The sequence below is a fragment of the Enterobacter sp. RHBSTW-00975 genome, from assembly GCF_013615235.1.
Taxonomy (GTDB): domain Bacteria; phylum Pseudomonadota; class Gammaproteobacteria; order Enterobacterales; family Enterobacteriaceae; genus Enterobacter; species Enterobacter ludwigii.
Genome location: NZ_CP055883.1, coordinates 3,198,661 through 3,217,174 on the forward strand (window position 1 = coordinate 3,198,661; position 18,514 = coordinate 3,217,174).

General features: G+C 54.8%; 11 protein-coding genes. 3 read left to right on the top strand and 8 right to left on the bottom strand.

What is annotated here, in order from left to right; genetic code table 11:
• Positions 1–70 precede the first annotated feature (70 nt).
• On the top strand, positions 71–1,360 hold the full coding sequence (locus HV340_RS15380; RefSeq protein ID WP_047742943.1) for a SulP family inorganic anion transporter: 1,290 nt from the start codon (positions 71–73) through the stop codon (positions 1,358–1,360).
• Here HV340_RS15380 and mgtE read toward each other — a convergent pair.
• The 6 genes from mgtE to HV340_RS15410 all read right to left on the bottom strand — a co-directional run bounded on the left by mgtE (position 1,323) and on the right by HV340_RS15410 (position 8,691).
• Positions 1,323–2,759, bottom strand: coding sequence for a magnesium transporter (gene mgtE, locus HV340_RS15385; protein WP_020883169.1), 1,437 nt, complete (start codon positions 2,757–2,759; stop codon positions 1,323–1,325). The two genes, HV340_RS15380 and mgtE, sit on opposite strands and share 38 nt — an antisense overlap.
• Before the next feature lie 147 nt (positions 2,760–2,906).
• Complete coding sequence (locus HV340_RS15390; RefSeq protein WP_047742945.1) at positions 2,907–4,550, bottom strand: multidrug ABC transporter permease/ATP-binding protein; 1,644 nt, start codon at positions 4,548–4,550, stop codon at positions 2,907–2,909.
• A gap of 75 nt (positions 4,551–4,625) precedes the next feature.
• A complete protein-coding gene (gene alkB, locus HV340_RS15395; RefSeq protein ID WP_044857672.1) occupies positions 4,626–5,276 on the bottom strand; it encodes a DNA oxidative demethylase AlkB in 651 nt (216 codons plus the stop codon).
• Positions 5,276–6,334 (bottom strand): bifunctional DNA-binding transcriptional regulator/O6-methylguanine-DNA methyltransferase Ada, encoded by a 1,059-nt coding sequence (ada, locus tag HV340_RS15400; RefSeq protein WP_063924737.1) that lies wholly within the window; start codon positions 6,332–6,334, stop codon positions 5,276–5,278. The genes alkB and ada overlap by 1 nt, the downstream gene beginning before the upstream one ends.
• A gap of 72 nt (positions 6,335–6,406) precedes the next feature.
• Positions 6,407–7,462: an FAD:protein FMN transferase ApbE gene (gene apbE / locus HV340_RS15405; protein WP_014170957.1), complete on the bottom strand. Its 1,056-nt coding sequence runs from the start codon at positions 7,460–7,462 to the stop codon at positions 6,407–6,409.
• A gap of 113 nt (positions 7,463–7,575) precedes the next feature.
• On the bottom strand, positions 7,576–8,691 hold the full coding sequence (locus HV340_RS15410) for a porin OmpC (protein ID WP_014170959.1): 1,116 nt from the start codon (positions 8,689–8,691) through the stop codon (positions 7,576–7,578).
• 743 nt (positions 8,692–9,434) lie between these two features.
• Between HV340_RS15410 and rcsD the strand changes: the two genes are divergently transcribed.
• Positions 9,435–12,107, top strand: a complete 2,673-nt coding sequence (gene rcsD / locus HV340_RS15415; protein WP_020883163.1) for a phosphotransferase RcsD — start codon at positions 9,435–9,437, stop codon at positions 12,105–12,107.
• A gap of 16 nt (positions 12,108–12,123) precedes the next feature.
• The gene (gene rcsB / locus HV340_RS15420; protein ID WP_006176468.1) at positions 12,124–12,774 is read left to right on the top strand and encodes a response regulator transcription factor RcsB; all 651 of its coding nucleotides are present in this window, start codon (positions 12,124–12,126) and stop codon (positions 12,772–12,774) included.
• A gap of 88 nt (positions 12,775–12,862) precedes the next feature.
• On the opposite strand, the gene rcsC is transcribed toward rcsB, so the two are convergent.
• Together rcsC and gyrA are read right to left on the bottom strand one after the other, a co-directional pair.
• Positions 12,863–15,709 carry a two-component system sensor histidine kinase RcsC gene (gene rcsC, locus HV340_RS15425; RefSeq protein WP_181216087.1) on the bottom strand — a complete coding sequence of 949 codons (2,847 nt, stop codon included), beginning with the start codon at positions 15,707–15,709 and terminating at the stop codon, positions 12,863–12,865.
• Positions 15,710–15,844: 135 nt separating this feature from the next.
• Positions 15,845–18,481, bottom strand: a complete 2,637-nt coding sequence (gene gyrA, locus HV340_RS15430; RefSeq protein WP_014170963.1) for a DNA topoisomerase (ATP-hydrolyzing) subunit A — start codon at positions 18,479–18,481, stop codon at positions 15,845–15,847.
• Positions 18,482–18,514: the final 33 nt, after the last annotated feature.

Below are 18,514 nucleotides of genomic sequence, written 5' to 3' on the forward strand. Positions count from 1 at the left end.
GAAATTTATTGATGGATTGTTTGTGAGGGATTACCTATGCGGCTGGCAAAAGGCGGCTTTTCTGGCTAGTATGTTGCGTTTTGTGATCGCGCGCACGGAAGCCTGCCCTAACCTGCGAAGTGTTATGTCATTACCCGATTCTTCTTTACCCCATGAAGGCCATGTCGCCTCGGTATTACGCTCTCCCCGGCTGCTGATGCGTGAAACGCTGGCGGGCGTGATTACTGCCCTGGCGCTTATTCCTGAAGTGATTTCGTTTTCTGTCGTCGCAGGGGTTGATCCTAAAGTCAGCCTGATTGCTTCCGTGGTGCTGTGTCTTGCCCTGTCCGTGCTCGGCGGCCGCCCGGCAATGGTCACGGCGGCAGCGGGTTCCGTGGCGCTGGTGATTGGCCCGATGGTGCATCAGCATGGCGTGCAGTACATTTTGCCGGCCGTTCTGCTGGCCGGGGCGATCCAGATCCTCTTCGGCGTGCTCGGTATGGCGCGACTGATGCGCTTTATTCCGCAGTCGGTGATGACCGGGTTTGTTAACGCGCTCGGTATTTTGATTTTCTTCGCCCAGGTTCCCCATTTCTGGAGCCGAAGCCCGCTGATTGTGGGCCTGTTCGTGCTGACGCTGCTGATCGTTCTCTGGGTGCCCCGCTATATCAAAAGTATCCCCGCGCCGCTTATTGCCATTGTGGTGTTAACCCTGTTTACCGTGACCACCGGGCAAATCCTGCCGACCGTGGGTGACGAAGGCACTATGAGCGGTGGCCTGCCCGGGCTGACGCAGCTGCTTGTCCCGCTGAACACCGATACGCTGAGCATTATCTGGCCATGCGCATTAAGCATTGCGTTTGTGGGTCTGCTGGAGTCGCTGCTGACGGCAAAATTGGTGGATGAGCTGACGGCGAGCCCGTCCGGCAAGCGCCGCGAAAGCATTGGTCTGGGCATCGGTAACATTCTGGCCGGCTGGTATGGCGGTATCGCAGGCTGCGCCATGATTGGTCAAACCATCGTCAACGTGGAGATGGGCAAAGGCCGCAGCCGCATTTCCACTGTTGCGGCCGGTCTGGTGCTTCTGGTGCTGGTGACGGCGCTGAGTGAAGTGATGGCCCGCATCCCGATGGCCGTGCTGGCCGGGATTATGGCGATTGTCGCCGTCAAAACCTTCAGCTGGCATAGCCTGCAGCCCGCGACGGTGAAAAATGCCCCCCTTGCGGAAACGGTCGTGATGCTGGTGACCGTTGCAGCCACGGTTTCAACCGGCAACCTGGCCATTGGTGTGCTGGGCGGGATTATCGTGATGGCACTCCTTCCCGCCCGAATTAAGCGTCGGGTTAAAGAAGAAAAAGCGTTGCCAGCCCAAGAAAAATAAAGAAGCCGCCCGTATCGGTGATGGCAGTGATCATGACGCTCGACCCCACTGCGGGGTCGCGCCCGAGCTTTGTCATCGTCAACGGGATGATGACGCCCATCATCGACGCAACCAGCAGGTTCAGCACCATCGCCAGCATCATCACGCCGCCTAATGCCATATCGTCGTACAACCACCAGGTAATGCCGCCCATAATTCCGCCCCACACCAGGCCATTAATCAGCGCCACGCCCATCTCTCTGAAGATCAGGAAGGCAAAGTTACCCGGCTGAATGTTCTCCAGCGCCAGCGCGCGAACAATCATGGTGATGGTCTGGTTGCCGGTGTTGCCGCCTATCCCGGCCACAATCGGCATCAGCGAGGCTAACGCGACCAGCTGCGAAATGGTGTGTTCGAAGCCATCAATCACGCGGGAGGCGATAAACGCGGTACAGAGGTTAATGGCAAGCCAGGCCCAGCGGGTTTTGACCGCCTTGCCCACGGAGGCATGGACGTCATCTTCGGCGCTGATCCCACCAAGCGCACGCAGATCGTTATCGGTTTCTTCGTAGACCACGTCAACGATCTCATCGATTGTCAGACGTCCCATCAGCTTGCCGACCGAGTCCACGACCGCCGCACTCACGAGGTCGTCACGTTCGAAGGTACGCGCGGCTTTTTCCGCGTCATCCTCCGGCGAGAAGACCATCGGCTCGTTTTCCATGACCTCGCTCACCCGCCGCTGAGTGCTGTTGAGCAGGATCGTTTTCAGCTCCAGCTCACCGAGCAGGGTTTTATCCCGCGAGGTCACGAACAGTTTATCGGTGTTGTCGGGCATACTGCCCAGGCGGCGTAAATAGCGCTGCACCGTGCCGAGCGTGACGTCCGGGCGCACCGTGATGACGCCAAACTCCATAATTGCGCCAACGCTGTGTTTATCGTAGTGCATCACCTGGCGCACGCGCGCCCGCTCATCGGCAGGCAGCGAGGCCAGCAGTCGGCCGGTCAGGTTACGCGGCAGGTGTTGAACAAGGTAAATCTGCTCGTCGATATCCAGCGTTTGCAGGGCATCAAGAATATCCCGGTCGCTCATCTCATCGATAAGGTCATCCCAGACGTTTTCCGACGCCTCCAGCAGCACCTGCCCGCGCTCGTGATCCTGCACCAGACGCCACAAGGCGTGACGCTCTTCCGAGGGAAGTGCTTCGAGGGTATCCGCCAGGTCGGGCGGAGGCAAATGGGCAACCAGTGCACCTACCTCAGCAATATCGTCGGCTAAAGTGCCGACATCATATTGCTCAGCCAGGGTCAGTTTGCCCAGTAACGCAGACGTGACCGCTTTATCGGTCGTGAGAAGCCAGATGAGACGCGCACGTTCCTGGTCACGCTGCCGGGCGCTGTTTTTCTTTAATACCGACATCAATCATAAATCCATGAAATGAGATGGCATTAAGCATAGCGCGGGGATATGTAAATAAGAATAAACAACGGGACGGGATGCATAAAAAAGCGGCACATCGGCCGCGATTTTATCCCCTCTCCCGGTTGGAGAGGGGCAGACGAGACATCAGGCCGTGCGCGCTACCGCATCACGAGACGCCGCATCGCGCTCCTCGCCGGTCAACTCGCTGAGCTTGCCGTCGCGCATCTCCAGCAGACGGTCGGCATGAATGAAGTAGTGATCGTCATGGCTGATGGCGAAAATAGTTTTGCCCATCGCCTTCATCAGCGGCAGTAACACCTGATAAAACTCGCGGCGGAAATGCGGGTCCTGGTCTGCCGCCCACTCATCAAGCAGGATGATGTCGCGCTCTTCAGCCAGTGCCAGCAGCAATGCCACGCGCTTTTTCTGCCCCTTCGAGAGTTTCAGGTTCAGGATTTTACCGTCCTGAAGCTCAAGCTTATGGGACATCTGCAGTTGCCCAAGCCATTTCTCCACCAGCGCAGGGTTAGCCTGCTGCCCTTCCGGCCCCAGCAGCTGATCAAAGAGCCAGACATCGGTGAAGACCGCCGAGAAGAGCTTGCGATAATCCTCTGGTTTCTCCGCGCTCAGCGCTTTACCATCCAGCAAAATCTCGCCCGATTGCGGCTGATATAAACCGGTGAGCAGCATCGCCAGCGTGGATTTCCCGCTACCGTTACCGCCAATCAGGAACAGCAGCTCGCCGCGATGAATCGTCAGGTTTACCGGTCCGACGGAAAAAGCGTTGTCCTGATAGCGGAACATGACGTTACGCAGCTCCAGCGTTTGCCAGTTCGGGAAGGCCTGCGGGCGTGGGAATTCGGCTTTAAACGGTGCGAGATCGAATTTATTGAGCTTGTTAAACGCCACCTGAGCGCTCAGCAACGTTGGCAATGCGCCCACGGCGGAGAGGAGCGGTGTACGCAAAAACAGCAGCGTCAGTGAATAGGTCGCGGCGACGTTGGTATCCGCCCATCCCAGACTGTTCGCCATCCAGAAAACCAGACCAATGGCGCCCAACATCATAATGTTCGACCAGTTCACCGCGCTCAGGTGGAAGGTATCGGCGCGAATGATGTGATGCCGGTATTCGCGGGCATCGGGAATATAGAGATGGTTAAAGATATGCTCGGCACGCTCGCGATTCAGGGTCAGCTCTTTACGCCCTTCCAGCACGGTCTGGTAATCGTTATAGAGCTTATCCTCGGTTTCACGCAGCACCGCCATGTGTTTATAGACGCGCGACACCAGCAGAAAACCGCCCCAGATGGTGATAACAATCCACAGCGCAGTGACAGCCAGCATTTTTGTGGAGAGCCAGGCGAGATACGCCGCCGAACCAAAGGTCAAAATAATGCCCTGCACCAGCTCCGGCAGACGAACGAAGGCAATGGTAATGGCGCGCACGTCGCTGGTCAGCCCTGCCAGCAGGGAAGCACTTCCAAGCTGCTCAACGCGTTCTACCTGCGTGTCCAGAATACGCTTGATAAATTCACTGCGCAGACGGAAAACGAAATGGTGTCCCAGCGCCGTCAGCGCCAGCTGCGAGCCGAGCGTCACCGCCATCAACAGCAGTAGCAGGCCAAGAAACTCCGGCAGGACGGCGAGTGAGGTATCGACCATTTCAATCAAGCGCACGTTAATAAACGCGATCAGGCCGATACCTAACGCGGCGCTGGCGAGGCTTAACGCCATGACGGCAATGAAGGGCCAGCGATACTGACGCCAGACGAGGAGAAGTAGTTGCATGCAGGCAATCCGGGCAATAAAAATCAGCCAGCAGTTTAAACTGCCGGACGGTTACATCAAGAATAATTCTTATTTTTATTGGCCACGGGATGCCTGCCGGAACGTCAGGTTAAGACGGAACTCGCCGGTCTGAGGATGTACTCCCGGTTTGAGGGGCTGAATGCCGTGATAAAAAAGCCGCGATTCCCTGCCCCAAACCACCACATCACCGTGCTCAAGCATGAGCCGTTTCAGCGGATCGTTACGGCGTAATCCGCCAAACTGGAAGACCGCGGGCAGGCCTAAGGATACCGAGACGATCGGCGCGCGCAGATCGGGTTCATCCTTGTCCTGATGCAGCGAGAGCTTTGCCCCCACGGCGTAGCGGTTAATCAGACAGGCATCCGGGCGAAAGTCGGCATAGCCCGCTTCAACGGCGGCGTCATGGCAGAGCGCCCGAAAAATGTCAGGCATCGGCGGCCATGGCTGGCCGGTTACAGGATCGCCCGGGGCATATACATAGCCCTGCGCGTTTGTCGCCCAGCCCAGTTCCCCGCAGTTCGTCATCGCCACCGACATGGTGTACCCCCCGGGTGTCACCATGTGTCGAAACGGCGAGACCGCCGCCACCTCATCGATGCCGGCAAGCAGCGCCGCCGCGCGGGAAAGCGCAAAGCGGCGCAGGATCACCGCGCCGGGCGCAAGGGGCTCCTGCCAGGGTTCCGCATCCGCAAAAAGATCGAGCATTATCCCTCCGGGTTCTTTGCCTCACGTTTCAGTAACAACGCCTTTCGTTCTGTCCCCCAGCGGTAGCCCGAAAGCGCACCGTCGTGACGAACAACACGGTGGCAGGGGATGATAACGGCCAGGTTATTTGCGGCACAGGCTCCCGCCACCGCACGCACAGCGCCTGGGCTACCGATCGTCTGCGCCACCTGGCGATAACTTGCCGTTTCACCGCGGGGAATGTCACGAAGCGCCTGCCACACACGCTGCTGGAAAGCGGTGCCCCGAATATCCAGCGGAAGTGCCAGCGGCACGGTATGGTCATCGATAGCGCTAATCACCCGCTCAATACGCCGGGCGAATTCTCCTTCCAGCGTTTCTCGCTCTGCTTTTGGAAACAGCGTCAAAAGCTCCTCGGTTAATGTCGCATCGTCGTCACCCAGCAGAATCGCGCAGATCCCGCGCTCGCTTTCACCCACCAGGCAACGGCCTAACGAACACTCACCAATCGCATAACGCACGGCCACATCCCCTTTGCGGTACTGCTTCGCCGTCATGCCCAGCGCAGCGTTGGCTTGACGATAATAGCTGCTGCTGTCAGGAAACCCGGCGGCCAGCACGGCATCGGTAATTTTGTCCCCCTGCGCAAGCGCGGTACGCAGGCGTTGTACCCGCGCCGCCTGTTGCCAGGCTTTAGGCGTCATACCGGTAACGGACTTAAACAAGCGGTGGAAGTGGAAAGGACTCATGGCGACCTGCTGCGCCAGCATTTCCAGCGTTAACGCGGGATCGCGCTCCAGCAGACGGCAGGCATGTTCAACTTTTGCCAGCGTCTGTTCCTGCGGATCGCGTTTGTCCGGCTGACAGCGTTTACACGGGCGAAACCCTGCCTGAAGGGCATGATCTACATCGGGGTAGAAGCGGACATTTTTACGTAACGCGTGGCGGGCACGGCAGGACGGACGACAGACGATCCCCGTCGTTTGCACGGCAAAGACAAACTGATCGTCAGCACGCGGATCGCGAGCCAGCACGGCCAGCCAGCGATCGTCATCGGTAGTAAAGGTCGGGTTTTTCATCATCAGCTCCTCTTACAAGCATACATACAGCGTGCCCGAGTGCCACTGATTAAAAACCCGCAACCTTGCTTTTTAATTCTTGTCACTTACCAGGAAGCTGTCGAACTGCGGCGAACTCCAGGTTTTGAAGCCATCAGCCTCTTTGGTGATCATATAGACAGCCAGTCCTTCCTGGCGGACCACCTCTTTGGCTTTCTCCGGACCGAGGACCATTAAACCGGTATCCCAGGCATCGGCTTCCAGCGCGGTGGGGGCAATGACCGTCACCGAGACCAGATTATGCGCGATAGGGCGACCGGTCTGCGGATCGATCACATGCGAAATCCGCTTCCCGTCGAGTTCATAATAGTTACGGTAGCTCCCGGAGGTGCTGATACCGTGACCGTTGATATCCACAATCGCCTGTACGGCGTTTTGCTGGTCGGTCGGTTTTTGAATTGCCACCCGCCACGGATTACCGCTGGCATTCATGCCGCGGCTGACTAACGCGCCGCCCACGGACACCAGGTAACGTGAAATACCTTCCTGGGCCATTAGCGCGGCCAGATGATCTGCCGCATACCCTTCCCCTACCGTCGACAGATCAACAAACAGATCGGGAATATCTTTTTGCAGGTACTGTTGTCCGTACTGGTTGATCACCGTCAGGTGCTGCAACCCTGTCCGGGCGCGGGCGTCATCTATCGCCGCCTGGTCAGGCGTGGTGACAGGCTGCTTGTTCGGGCCAAACCCCCACAGGTTAACCAGCGGCCCCACGGTCACGTCCATCGCGCCGTTGGTCTTGTAGCCCACGCGCATTGATTCGGTCACGATATCGGCCATTGCTTCGCTCACCGGCCACAGGGAAGTACTGGTGGAGAGGTTAAAGCGCATCAGCGCAGAGTCATTTTTGTAGGTCGAAAGAAGCTGATCGTCGGCGTCCAGCTGCGACTGAATTTTGCTGCGAAGTTCGTCAGCGCGTGTCTTATCGAGATTCATCACGCTGACACGCCAGAATGTGCCCATCGTTTTGCCTTCCAGCACCGTCGCCGCGGGAGCATCCGTTTTGGCCACAGGCGTGGAAGAGTCACATGCTGTCAGGAAAAAAAGTATAGCCAGGAAGCTGGCGCGTAAAAAAGTCATGTCCATTCATTATTATCCTCATGCCAGGGCGGCAAGAGTACACCAAAAGGGTGAATTGTAAGAACCGAAAAGGCACGAAAAAGGGGCCATAAGGCCCCCTTTGTCACACGATGAAGCGATTAGAACTGGTAAACCAGACCCAGCGCTACGATATCATCAGTACCGATACCCGCCTGACGGGTGAATTCATTTTCATCAACCAGGTTGATTTTGTAATCAACGTAGGTGGACATATTTTTGTTGAAGTAGTAAGTCGCGCCAACATCAACATATTTCAGCAGATCCTGATCGCCGTAACCTTCGATGTCTTTACCTTTGGACTGCAGGTAAGCCACGGATGGACGCAGACCGAAGTCGAACTGGTACTGAGCAACCACTTCGAAGTTCTGTGCTTTGTTAGCAAAGCCGTAAATGTCGCTGCTGCTCTGAGAGTTACCGAAACGGGTTGCGTTATAGGTCTGAGAGTACTGCGCCGCCAGGTAGATGTTGTTGGCGTCGTATTTCAGGCCACCAGAGTAAACTTCAGCACGATCGCCTTCGCCTTTCAGCGCCAGGTTAGTGGTGTCGTTCTGGTCAGCAGTACGTTTAGAAGAAGACATCGCACCACCGATGCTGAAGCCTTCGCCCAGGTTGTAGGTCACAGACGCGCCGTAACCGTCACCGTTCTGTTTCAGGGTGCTACGACCGGAATCGTTTTCACCGCTTACGCTGCCGTTTTTACCCTGATACTGCAGAGCAAAGTTCAGGCCATCAACCAGACCGAAGAAGTCCTGGTTACGGTAGGTTGCTACGCCGTTAGCACGGGATTGCAGGAAGTTGTCTGCACCGTAGGTGTCGCCGCCAAATTCTGGCAGAACGTCAGTCCAGGACGTTACGTCGTAGATCACACCGTAGTTACGACCATAATCGAAAGAACCCGCGTCAGCAAATTTCAGACCCGCGAACGCTACACGCGTCCAGGACTGGTTGTCGCTTTCAGAGGTGTTGCCCTGAATCTGGTATTCCCACTGGCCGTAACCGGTCAGCTGATCGTTAACCTGGGTTTCGCCTTTGAAGCCAAGACGCATGTAAGTCTGGTCGCCATCATTGCTCTTGTCGTCAGAGAAATAGTGCAGACCATCAACTTTGCCGTACAGATCTAATTTGTTGCCATCTTTGTTATAAATTTCAGCCGCATTTGCTGCGCCTGCCACCAGCAGAGCTGGTACCAGGAGGGACAGTACTTTAACTTTCATTTTATTAACCCTCTGTTATATGCCTTATAATTGCCACTGCTTACTGATTAACCCTCATTAACCAGTCGGCAATTTCATTCTCCGCAAAATTACAGAATAATCCAACGGGAATATGATACGAAAACTTTGAAAATGTTTCATTTCACGATAAACATGTTTCAAAATGTAAATATCAAGGAACTTTTACAAAGCACAGAGAGCTTAAGAATTTAGCACTTATCATCAAGCGAGAAGAAAAAACATTTAAATTCAGTAAACTACATTAAAAATATTTACAGCACTGAATGACAAAACAAGATCGGCCGTTATCTCTAAAATAACTCTCGCTATCATCATTAACTTTATTTATTACCGTCATTCAGATTTGAATGTCTGTTTATCCCTAATTCTACCGAATGCCTGGCATTCGGTTTTTTTTTACCTTTCTTTACGTAGCATGCGTTTTTTTGTGCTACCGCACTGAAATTGTAACGACTATTAACTAAATTCGTTTCCTCTCTCCTCGAGAACCGCGTCATTACTGCAAATCTCGATTTCTTGTTAATTCGTGCTATTTACCGGTATGTATCGGTTTTTATTTGTACACTCTCACTCGCTTTGTACATGTTTCATGCAATGGCGTTCTCAGATATTGTCAGTCGAAAAAGTGGCGGGTTCAAAGAGCGTGACGCTGGAAATTCAGGTATTACCCTTTATACTGCCCTATCGCCATAGAGCACGACCATTACGGGTTAAAGATATCAATGAGTCAGACTGAAACTACCGCTCCGAGCAAATTCTCCCTCTTACCCGGGAGCATCACCCGTTTCTTTCTTCTTTTGATCGTTGTGCTGCTAGTCACAATGGGGGTTATGGTTCAGAGCGCGGTTAACGCCTGGCTGAAGGACAAGAGCTATCAGGTTGTTGATATCACCCACGCCGTCCACAAGCGCATTGATACCTGGCGCTATGCAACCTGGCAGATTTACGACAACATCGCGGCCGCGCCGGCAACCTCTTCCGGCGACGGGCTTCAGGAGACTCGCCTGAAGCAGGACGTCTATTATCTGGAAAAACCACAGCGCAAAACCGAAGCGCTGATCTTCGGCTCTCATGACAGCGCAACGCTTGAGATGACCCAACGCATCTCAACCTATCTTGATACCCTTTGGGGTGCCGAGACGGTGCCGTGGTCGATGTACTATCTGAACGGTCAGGACAACAGCATGATCCTGATCTCAACCCTGCCGCTAAAAGATCTCTCTTCCGGTTTCAAAGAGACGACCGTGGGCAGCATTGTCGATTCCCGCCGGGCAGAAATGCTGCAACAGGCGAACGCCCTTGATGAACGTGAGAGCTTCTCATCTCTGCGCCGCCTCGCCTGGCAGAATGGCCATTACTTTACGCTGCGTACCACTTTTAACCAGCCAGGCCATCTGGCGACGGTGGTGGCCTTCGATTTGCCCATCAATGACTTGATTCCACCGGATATGCCGCTCGACAGCTTCCGTCTGGAGCCGGACAGCAGCACTCAGAATATGCGAGCCGCATCGGACAAAGAGGCCGCAGAGAGCGTATCGATCTCCTTTAACGGCTCGAAAATCGAAATTGCCTCTTCGCTGAACTCAACTGGTATGCGTCTGGTGTGGCAAGTGCCGTTCGGCACCCTGCTGCTTGATACGCTGCAAAATATCCTGCTGCCCCTGCTGCTGAATATCGGCCTGCTGGCGCTGGCGCTGTTTGGCTACAGCACGTTCCGCTTCCAGTCAGGGCGTCAAAGCGATGCCGCCCCGGTCCCGGCAGGAACCAGTAACGAACTGCGCGTGTTGCGCGCGCTGAATGAAGAGATTATTTCCGTGCTGCCGCTTGGGGTGCTGGTTCACGATCAGGAAGCCAACCGTACGGTGATGAGCAATAAAATTGCTGACCACCTGCTGCCTCATCTCAATCTGCAGAACATCACCGCTATGGCGGATCAACATCAGGGCGTGATTCAGGCCACCATTAATAACGAGCTGTATGAGATCCGACAGTTCCGCAGCCAGATCGCCTCCCGCACGCAGATCTTCATCATCCGCGATCAGGATCGTGAAGTGCTGGTGAATAAAAAGCTCAAGCAGGCACAACGTCTGTATGAGAAAAACCAGCAGGGACGCGCTGCCTTTATGCAGAATATTGGTGATGCCTTCAAGAAGCCGTTAAAAATGCTGGCGACCCAGGCGGCGGCGCTGAATACATCTGAAAGCCATCAGCTTGCCTGCCAGGCCGACTCGCTGGTGCGCATGGTAGATGAGATCCAGCTGGCGAATATGCTCGAAAATGATTTCTGGAAAGGAACGCCGACCCTCTTCTCTATCCAGAATCTGATCGATGAAGTGGTGCCTGAGGTCCTGCCCGTGATCAAGCGCAAAGGGCTGCAGCTGCTGATCAATAACCATTTACCGGCGAATGATGAACGTCACGGCGATCGCGAAGCGCTGCGTCGCATTCTGCTGATGATTATTCAGTACGCCGTCACCACCACCCAGATCGGGAAGATCACCCTGGAAGTCAGTACCGACGAGTCGGCTGAAGATCGCCTGACGTTCCGTATCCTGGATACCGGGGAAGGCGTAACGACAAGCGAAATCGATAATCTGCATTTCCCGTTCCTGAATGACACCCAGAGCGATCATTACGGCAAGGCCAATGCCCTGACCTTCTGGCTGTGCGATCAGCTGGCACGTAAGCTTGGTGGCCATCTGAATATCAAGGCCCGCGAATCGCTTGGCACGCGTTACTCACTGCACGTTAAAATGGCGGCGAATCCACAGGAAGAAGACGAAGAACGCCTGCTGGATGATGTGGTCGTGATGGTGGATGTGACCTCGAACGAGATCCGTAATATTGTGGTTCGTCAGTTAGAAAACTGGGGCGCGGCCTGCATAACGCCGGATGAAAGACTCTCAAGTCAAGAATTTGATCTGTTTTTAACTGATAATCCGTCTAATCTTACTGCCTCCGGCTTGCTTTTAAGCGATGATGAGCCAGGCGTGCGAAAAATCGGCCCAGGCCAGCTGCGCGTCAACTTTAATATAAGCAATGCGATGCAGGAAGCTGTACTACAACTAATAGAAGAGCAACTGGCGCAGGAAGAGATAGCGGAATCACCGTTAGGCGGCAATGAAAATGCCGAGCTTCACGCCAGCGGATACTATTCACTCTTTGTTGATACAGTACCAGATGATGTTAAGCGGTTGTATACTGAGTCCGCTGCGAATGATTTTGCAGCGCTGGCACAGACAGCACACCGGCTTAAAGGGGTGTTTGCCATGCTTAATCTGGTTCCCGGCAAGCAGTTATGTGAAACGCTGGAACATCTAATTCGTGAGAAAGATGCCTCTGGCATTGAAAAATACATCAGCGACATTGACGCCTACGTCAAAAGCTTGCTGTAGCAAGGTAGCCTTATACATGAACAATATGAACGTAATTATTGCCGATGACCATCCGATTGTACTGTTCGGTATTCGCAAATCACTTGAACAGATCGAGTGGGTGAATGTAGTCGGTGAATTTGAAGACTCTACAGCACTGATCAATAACCTCCCAAAGCTTGATGCGCATGTGCTCATCACCGATCTCTCTATGCCTGGGGACAAATACGGTGATGGGATCACACTCATCAAATATATCAAACGTCACTTCCCGGACATTTCGATCATTGTTCTGACCATGAACAACAACCCGGCCATTCTCAGCGCCGTGCTGGATCTGGATATCGAAGGGATTGTGCTGAAACAGGGTGCGCCGACCGATCTGCCAAAAGCGCTCGCTGCTCTGCAGAAAGGCAAGAAGTTCACGCCTGAAAGCGTCTCTCGTTTGCTGGAAAAAATCAGCGCCGGTGGCTATGGCGACAAACGCCTGTCTCCGAAAGAGAGCGAAGTTCTGCGCCTGTTCGCCGAAGGTTTCCTGGTCACCGAGATTGCCAAGAAGCTGAACCGCAGTATTAAAACCATCAGTAGCCAGAAGAAATCAGCAATGATGAAACTGGGTGTGGATAACGATATTGCGCTGCTAAACTATCTCTCCTCCGTTACGCTGAGCGCGTCGGATAAGGATTGATGTTTACCGGGTGTGCGGCCTGATGGCCTTACCTCCCCCCTCCCGGCGTGTGAGGGAAACAACAAAAAAGGCCCTGACGGGCCTTTTTTTATACTCTCGCTTTTCTGACCCGTTCCGCATACACGGAAATCGTCTGTTTCAGGACGTCCAGCGTCACCGGTTTCGACAGACAACTGTCCATCCCTGACTCCAGACAGCGCTGTTTCTCTTCCGCCAGCGCATTCGCCGTCACGCCCACGACCGGCAACGTCAGGCCAAGCTGGCGTATACGCTGCGTCAGACGGTAGCCATCCATATTCGGCATGTTGACGTCGCTAAGAACGATATCAATGTGGTTTTTACTCAGCACGTTCAGCGCATCCACGCCGTCATTGGCGGTTTTGCACTGATAACCAAGCGAACCCAGCTGGTCTGCCAGCAGGCGACGGTTAATCGGATGGTCATCCACCACCAGAATCATCATATCGTCATTCAGCGATGCCAGCGCATCCGGTGACGGCAACTCCGTCGCCCCGTCGCTATCTTCCAGCTGCACGCTGTAGATACGTGCCAGCAGGCTCATGAGCTCATGCGGCGTCGCCACGCTGTGCACCCATTCACCCGGAGCTCGTTCGACCGGAATACCGATATGGCGACGGCAGAAGTGAACCACCCCTCTGCCCTGCCAGGGTTGTTCCAGCACCTCGTCGGTGATCAGCACATCGTCGACATCCGGCGTTTGCCCTTCATAGCGGGACACGCGCACGCCGCTGTGGGTAAGAAGCGCCGTCAGGTAATCATTCAGTGAGGCATTGTGTACTGCCAGCCAGCAGCGCTTATCGCTCAGGCCGTCCACCACCGCTTTTGCCGGGTACTGGGCAGAATAGAGCGGAATGCGGATAGTAAACTGGCTGCCCATGCCTGGCTCGGTATCAACGGAGATATCGCCGTCCATCATGCTCACGAGCTTCTCACAGATCGCCAGACCCAGCCCGGTCCCCTGGAAGTTACGCTGTACGCCGGTACCGACCTGGAAGAACGGGTCAAACAGACGCACCACTTCCTTCGCCGGGATACCCACGCCGGTATCACGCACGCGAATACTCAGGTAGTCCCCTGCCCGACACACGTGCAACACAATGCAGCCGATATCGGTAAATTTAATGGCGTTACTGAGCAGGTTAGAAATGACCTGCTGCAGACGCATCGGATCGCCATGCAGCGTCAGCGGCACGTCCGGCTCAATAAAGCAGTAGAGGCCCAGCTGTTTACGCACCACCAGCGGCAGATAGTTGGCGCTGATGTGGTTCATCACCTCGCGCGGAGAGAACTCCCGCGGCTCAATTTTCAGCTGCTCCGACTCAATTTTGGAGAAATCGAGAATATCGCTGATGATTTTCAGCAGCAGGCTGGAGGAGTTATTCATCGCCGTCACCAGGCGATCGACCCCTTTCGGCAGCTCTTTGGTCTGCAGAAGATCAAGGTTACCGATAATCCCGTACAGCGGGGTACGCAACTCGTGGCTGACGGTGGCAAGGAACATGGATTTCGACTGGCTGGCCTGCTCGGCGGCCTGCGCCATCTCCTGCAGCGACTCTTCCATCTTCACACGCGCCGAGACGTCTACCAGGACGCAAATTGCCACGTTTTCATTACGATAGCGGGAGTGCACAAAGCTGATTTGCAGGTTCGTGTGCGTGCTGGTCAGCACGTCAACGAAGTTCACCTGCTGGCCACAGATAATCTGCGTCAGCCTCTGTCGGTCCTCATGCGTCAGCATGTTCAGGTAGTTATGCGCCAGCTCGTTACTGAGGATATTGGTCCCGTCCTGCGTGCGCAGGATGCAGATCCCCACCGGCGCCGAGGCGACAATCTTGCGGTTAAACTGCTCGTGCTCTTCCAGCCGCTGGGCGTCGCTTTCGGCGGGTATAAAGATTTTGCGCTCATACATTCGCGCGAGGGTAAACAGCGCCCCCCCGGCCAGCAGGTTCAGCAAAATCGCGTTCATGATAAGAATGCGGATCCGCTCAAGCACCATATCCACGGGCAGCGAATAGACAATACTCAGCGACGAAGGCGGCAAGCTCTTTTTAAGCACCAGCTCACGGAAGCCTGAGGTATAGCCAAACCACGACCGCTCCTGCATCCAGTGCGGGTCGACGTTCAGTCGATTATCCGGACCGGCAAGTGAGATCAGGGTATGTCCGTTTTCATCCAGAATGGTCACGCCCATCGGCAGACTGCCCGGCGTGAAGAAGTTTTCCATGCGAATGGTCTGTTCAATCCCCAGCAGCGCCTGCAGACGATTGCCCAGATAGACCGGCGTGAGGGCGTAGAAATAGCCCACGCCCATGCGTGGCCCCTGGCTTATCCAGAAGATGTTATTCCCGCGCTCGTCCTGCGGCGCATTGCGATATTTCACAATACGTTCATGCAGGCTTTTCAGCGCATCATCGCGCTCGACGGGCACATCGCGCAGGCCAAAGTCGGCCATACAGAGATTTTCACTGCCAATCAGGAAGACGCGGTTCAGATCATAGGCGGCGGAAAAGTTGTCACGCCAGTAGCGCATAAACCAGGAGAGCGACTCCAGTGAACCACGCCAGGTGCTGCCCATCGCAGAGCAATCGGAATCCGGAAACAGCGGCTCGAAATTCGGTACTTCGGTTTTGTCATTACGCCCACGGATGGCAAGAATGCCGTTTTCCGCGGTCAGGCGATTCTCGGCAATGTACTTCAGCTCCTTCATCACGTCGGACGTTCGCTGAATATAGCGCTGGGCCTGATCGGAGCTTAAGTTAAACTCCTGGCGGATCTCCGCTTCTTTCTGATGAAGGGCGTTAACGATGTAAAACACCGACAATAATGCCACAAGCAACCAAAGCAAGAGCACCAGCGCCCGAAACAGATAGCGAGAGACTTTCAGCGTGGTACGAAAGGAGACGAGGTATTTCAAAGGGGCGAGGCTCCGCCGTCGGGGTCAAAAAGAATGTGGTTAAGGTAGCGGTAAACGCGCCTTGTCGCAACGTTCACTTATCTGCTTGTGCAAAAGAAAAGGGCCGGAAACCGGCCCTTTTTGCATCAGGAGACATTACTCGTCAGCGTCATCCGCTGCATCATCTTCGGTATCGGCTTCTGGTGCGATTTCATCATCACCTTCTGCGACGCTACCGTCGATGGAGTCGAGCTCTTCGTCATCCACAGGCTCAGCTACACGCTGCAGACCCACGACGTTTTCATCTTCCGCGGTACGGATGAGGATCACACCCTGAGTATTACGGCCAACCACGCTGATCTCAGATACGCGTGTACGCACCAGCGTACCGGCATCCGTGATCATCATGATCTGGTCGGCATCGTCTACCTGTACCGCACCCACAACGGATCCGTTGCGCTCGGTAACCTTGATAGAGATAACGCCCTGCGTGCCACGAGACTTGGTCGGGTATTCGCTTTCGGCAGTACGTTTACCGTAGCCGTTCTGCGTGACGGTCAGGATAGCACCTTCACCGCGCGGAACGATCAGGGAAACGACGGTATCTTCACCGGCCAGTTTGATACCACGAACACCTGTTGCAGTACGGCCCATTGCACGAACCGCGTTCTCTTTGAAGCGCACCACTTTACCGGCGGCGGAGAACAGCATCACTTCATCGGAACCGGAGGTGAGGTCAACGCCAATCAGTTCGTCACCGTCGTTCAGGTTCACCGCGATGATACCGGCAGAACGTGGACGGCTGAATTCGGTCAGCGCGGTTTTCTTCACGGTACCGCTGGCGGTCGCCATAAAGACGTTCACGCCTTCTTCGTACTCACGTACCGGCAGAATCGCGGTGATACGTTCGTTCGCTTCCAGCGGCAGCAGGTTCACGATTGGACGACCACGTGCACCACGGCTCGCTTCTGGCAGCTGATAGACCTTCATCCAGTACAGACGACCACGGCTTGAGAAGCAGAGGATCGTGTCATGGGTGTTTGCCACCAGCAGACGGTCAATAAAGTCTTCTTCTTTAATACGTGCTGCCGATTTGCCTTTACCGCCACGACGCTGTGCTTCGTAGTCGGTCAGCGGCTGATACTTCACATAGCCCTGGTGAGACAGGGTGACCACCACATCTTCGCGGTTGATCAGATCTTCAATGTTGATATCAGAGCTGTTCGCCGTGATTTCGGTGCGACGCTCATCGCCGAACTGATCGCGGACCAGTTCCAGCTCTTCACGGATCACTTCCATCAGGCGCTCTGCGCTACCCAGGATATGCAGCAGCTCGGCAATCTGTTCCAGCAGTTCTTTGTATTCGTCGAGCAGTTTTTCGTGCTCAAGGCCAGTCAGTTTCTGCAGACGCAGATCCAGAATCGCCTGGGCCTGCTGTTCAGTCAGGTAGTACTGACCGTCACGCACGCCGAACTCAGGCTCCAGCCATTCAGGACGCGCAGCATCGTCGCCAGCGCGTTCCAGCATGGCGGCCACGTTGCCCAGATCCCACGGACGGGCAATCAGAGACGCTTTCGCTTCCGCAGGGGTTGGTGCACGGCGAATCAACTCAATGATTGGGTCGATGTTTGCCAGTGCAACGGCCAGCGCTTCAAGGATATGCGCACGGTCGCGGGCTTTACGCAGTTCGAAAATAGTACGGCGAGTCACCACTTCACGGCGGTGACGCACAAACGCGCTCAGAATATCTTTCAGGTTCATGATCTTCGGCTGACCATGGTGCAATGCAACCATGTTGATACCGAAGGAGACCTGGAGCTGAGTCTGGGAATACAGGTTGTTCAGTACAACCTCGCCCACCGCGTCGCGTTTGATTTCAATCACGATGCGCATGCCGTCTTTATCAGATTCGTCACGCAGCGCGCTGATGCCTTCAACACGTTTTTCTTTTACCAGCTCGGCGATTTTTTCAATCAGACGCGCTTTGTTCACCTGATACGGGATCTCGTGAACAATGATGGTTTCACGGCCGGTTTTGGCGTCCGCTTCCACTTCGGCGCGGGCACGGATATAAATCTTGCCACGTCCGGTGCGGTACGCTTCTTCAATACCACGACGACCGTTGATGATCGCCGCCGTCGGGAAGTCTGGACCCGGGATGTGTTCCATCAGCCCTTCAATGCTGATGTCTTCATCCTCAATATAGGCCAGGCAACCGTTGATCACTTCCGTGATGTTATGCGGTGGAATGTTGGTTGCCATACCGACGGCGATACCGGACGAACCGTTCACCAGCAGGTTAGGGATTTTCGTTGGCATAACGTCCGGAATGCGTTCCGTGCCGTCATAGTTATCAACGAAATCAACCGTCTCTTTTTCCAGGTCAGCCATCAGCTCATGGGCAATTTTCGCCAGACGGATTTCCGTATAACGCATTGCCGCGGCGGAGTCGCCGTCGATAGAACCAAAGTTACCCTGACCATCTACCAGCATGTAACGCAGCGAGAATGGCTGCGCCATTCGGACGATAGTGTCGTACACCGCGGAATCACCATGGGGATGGTATTTACCGATTACGTCACCAACGACACGGGCAGATTTTTTGTAGGCTTTATTCCAGTCATTGCCCAATACGTTCATGGCGTATAGTACGCGACGGTGTACCGGCTTCAGGCCATCGCGGACGTCCGGCAGCGCACGGCCAACAATGACCGACATCGCATAGTCCAGATAGGAGCTCTTCAGCTCTTCCTCGATGTTAACCGGTGTAATTTCTCTCGCAAGGTCGCTCATCTAACCGCTATCCCTCTACTGTATCCCGGATTC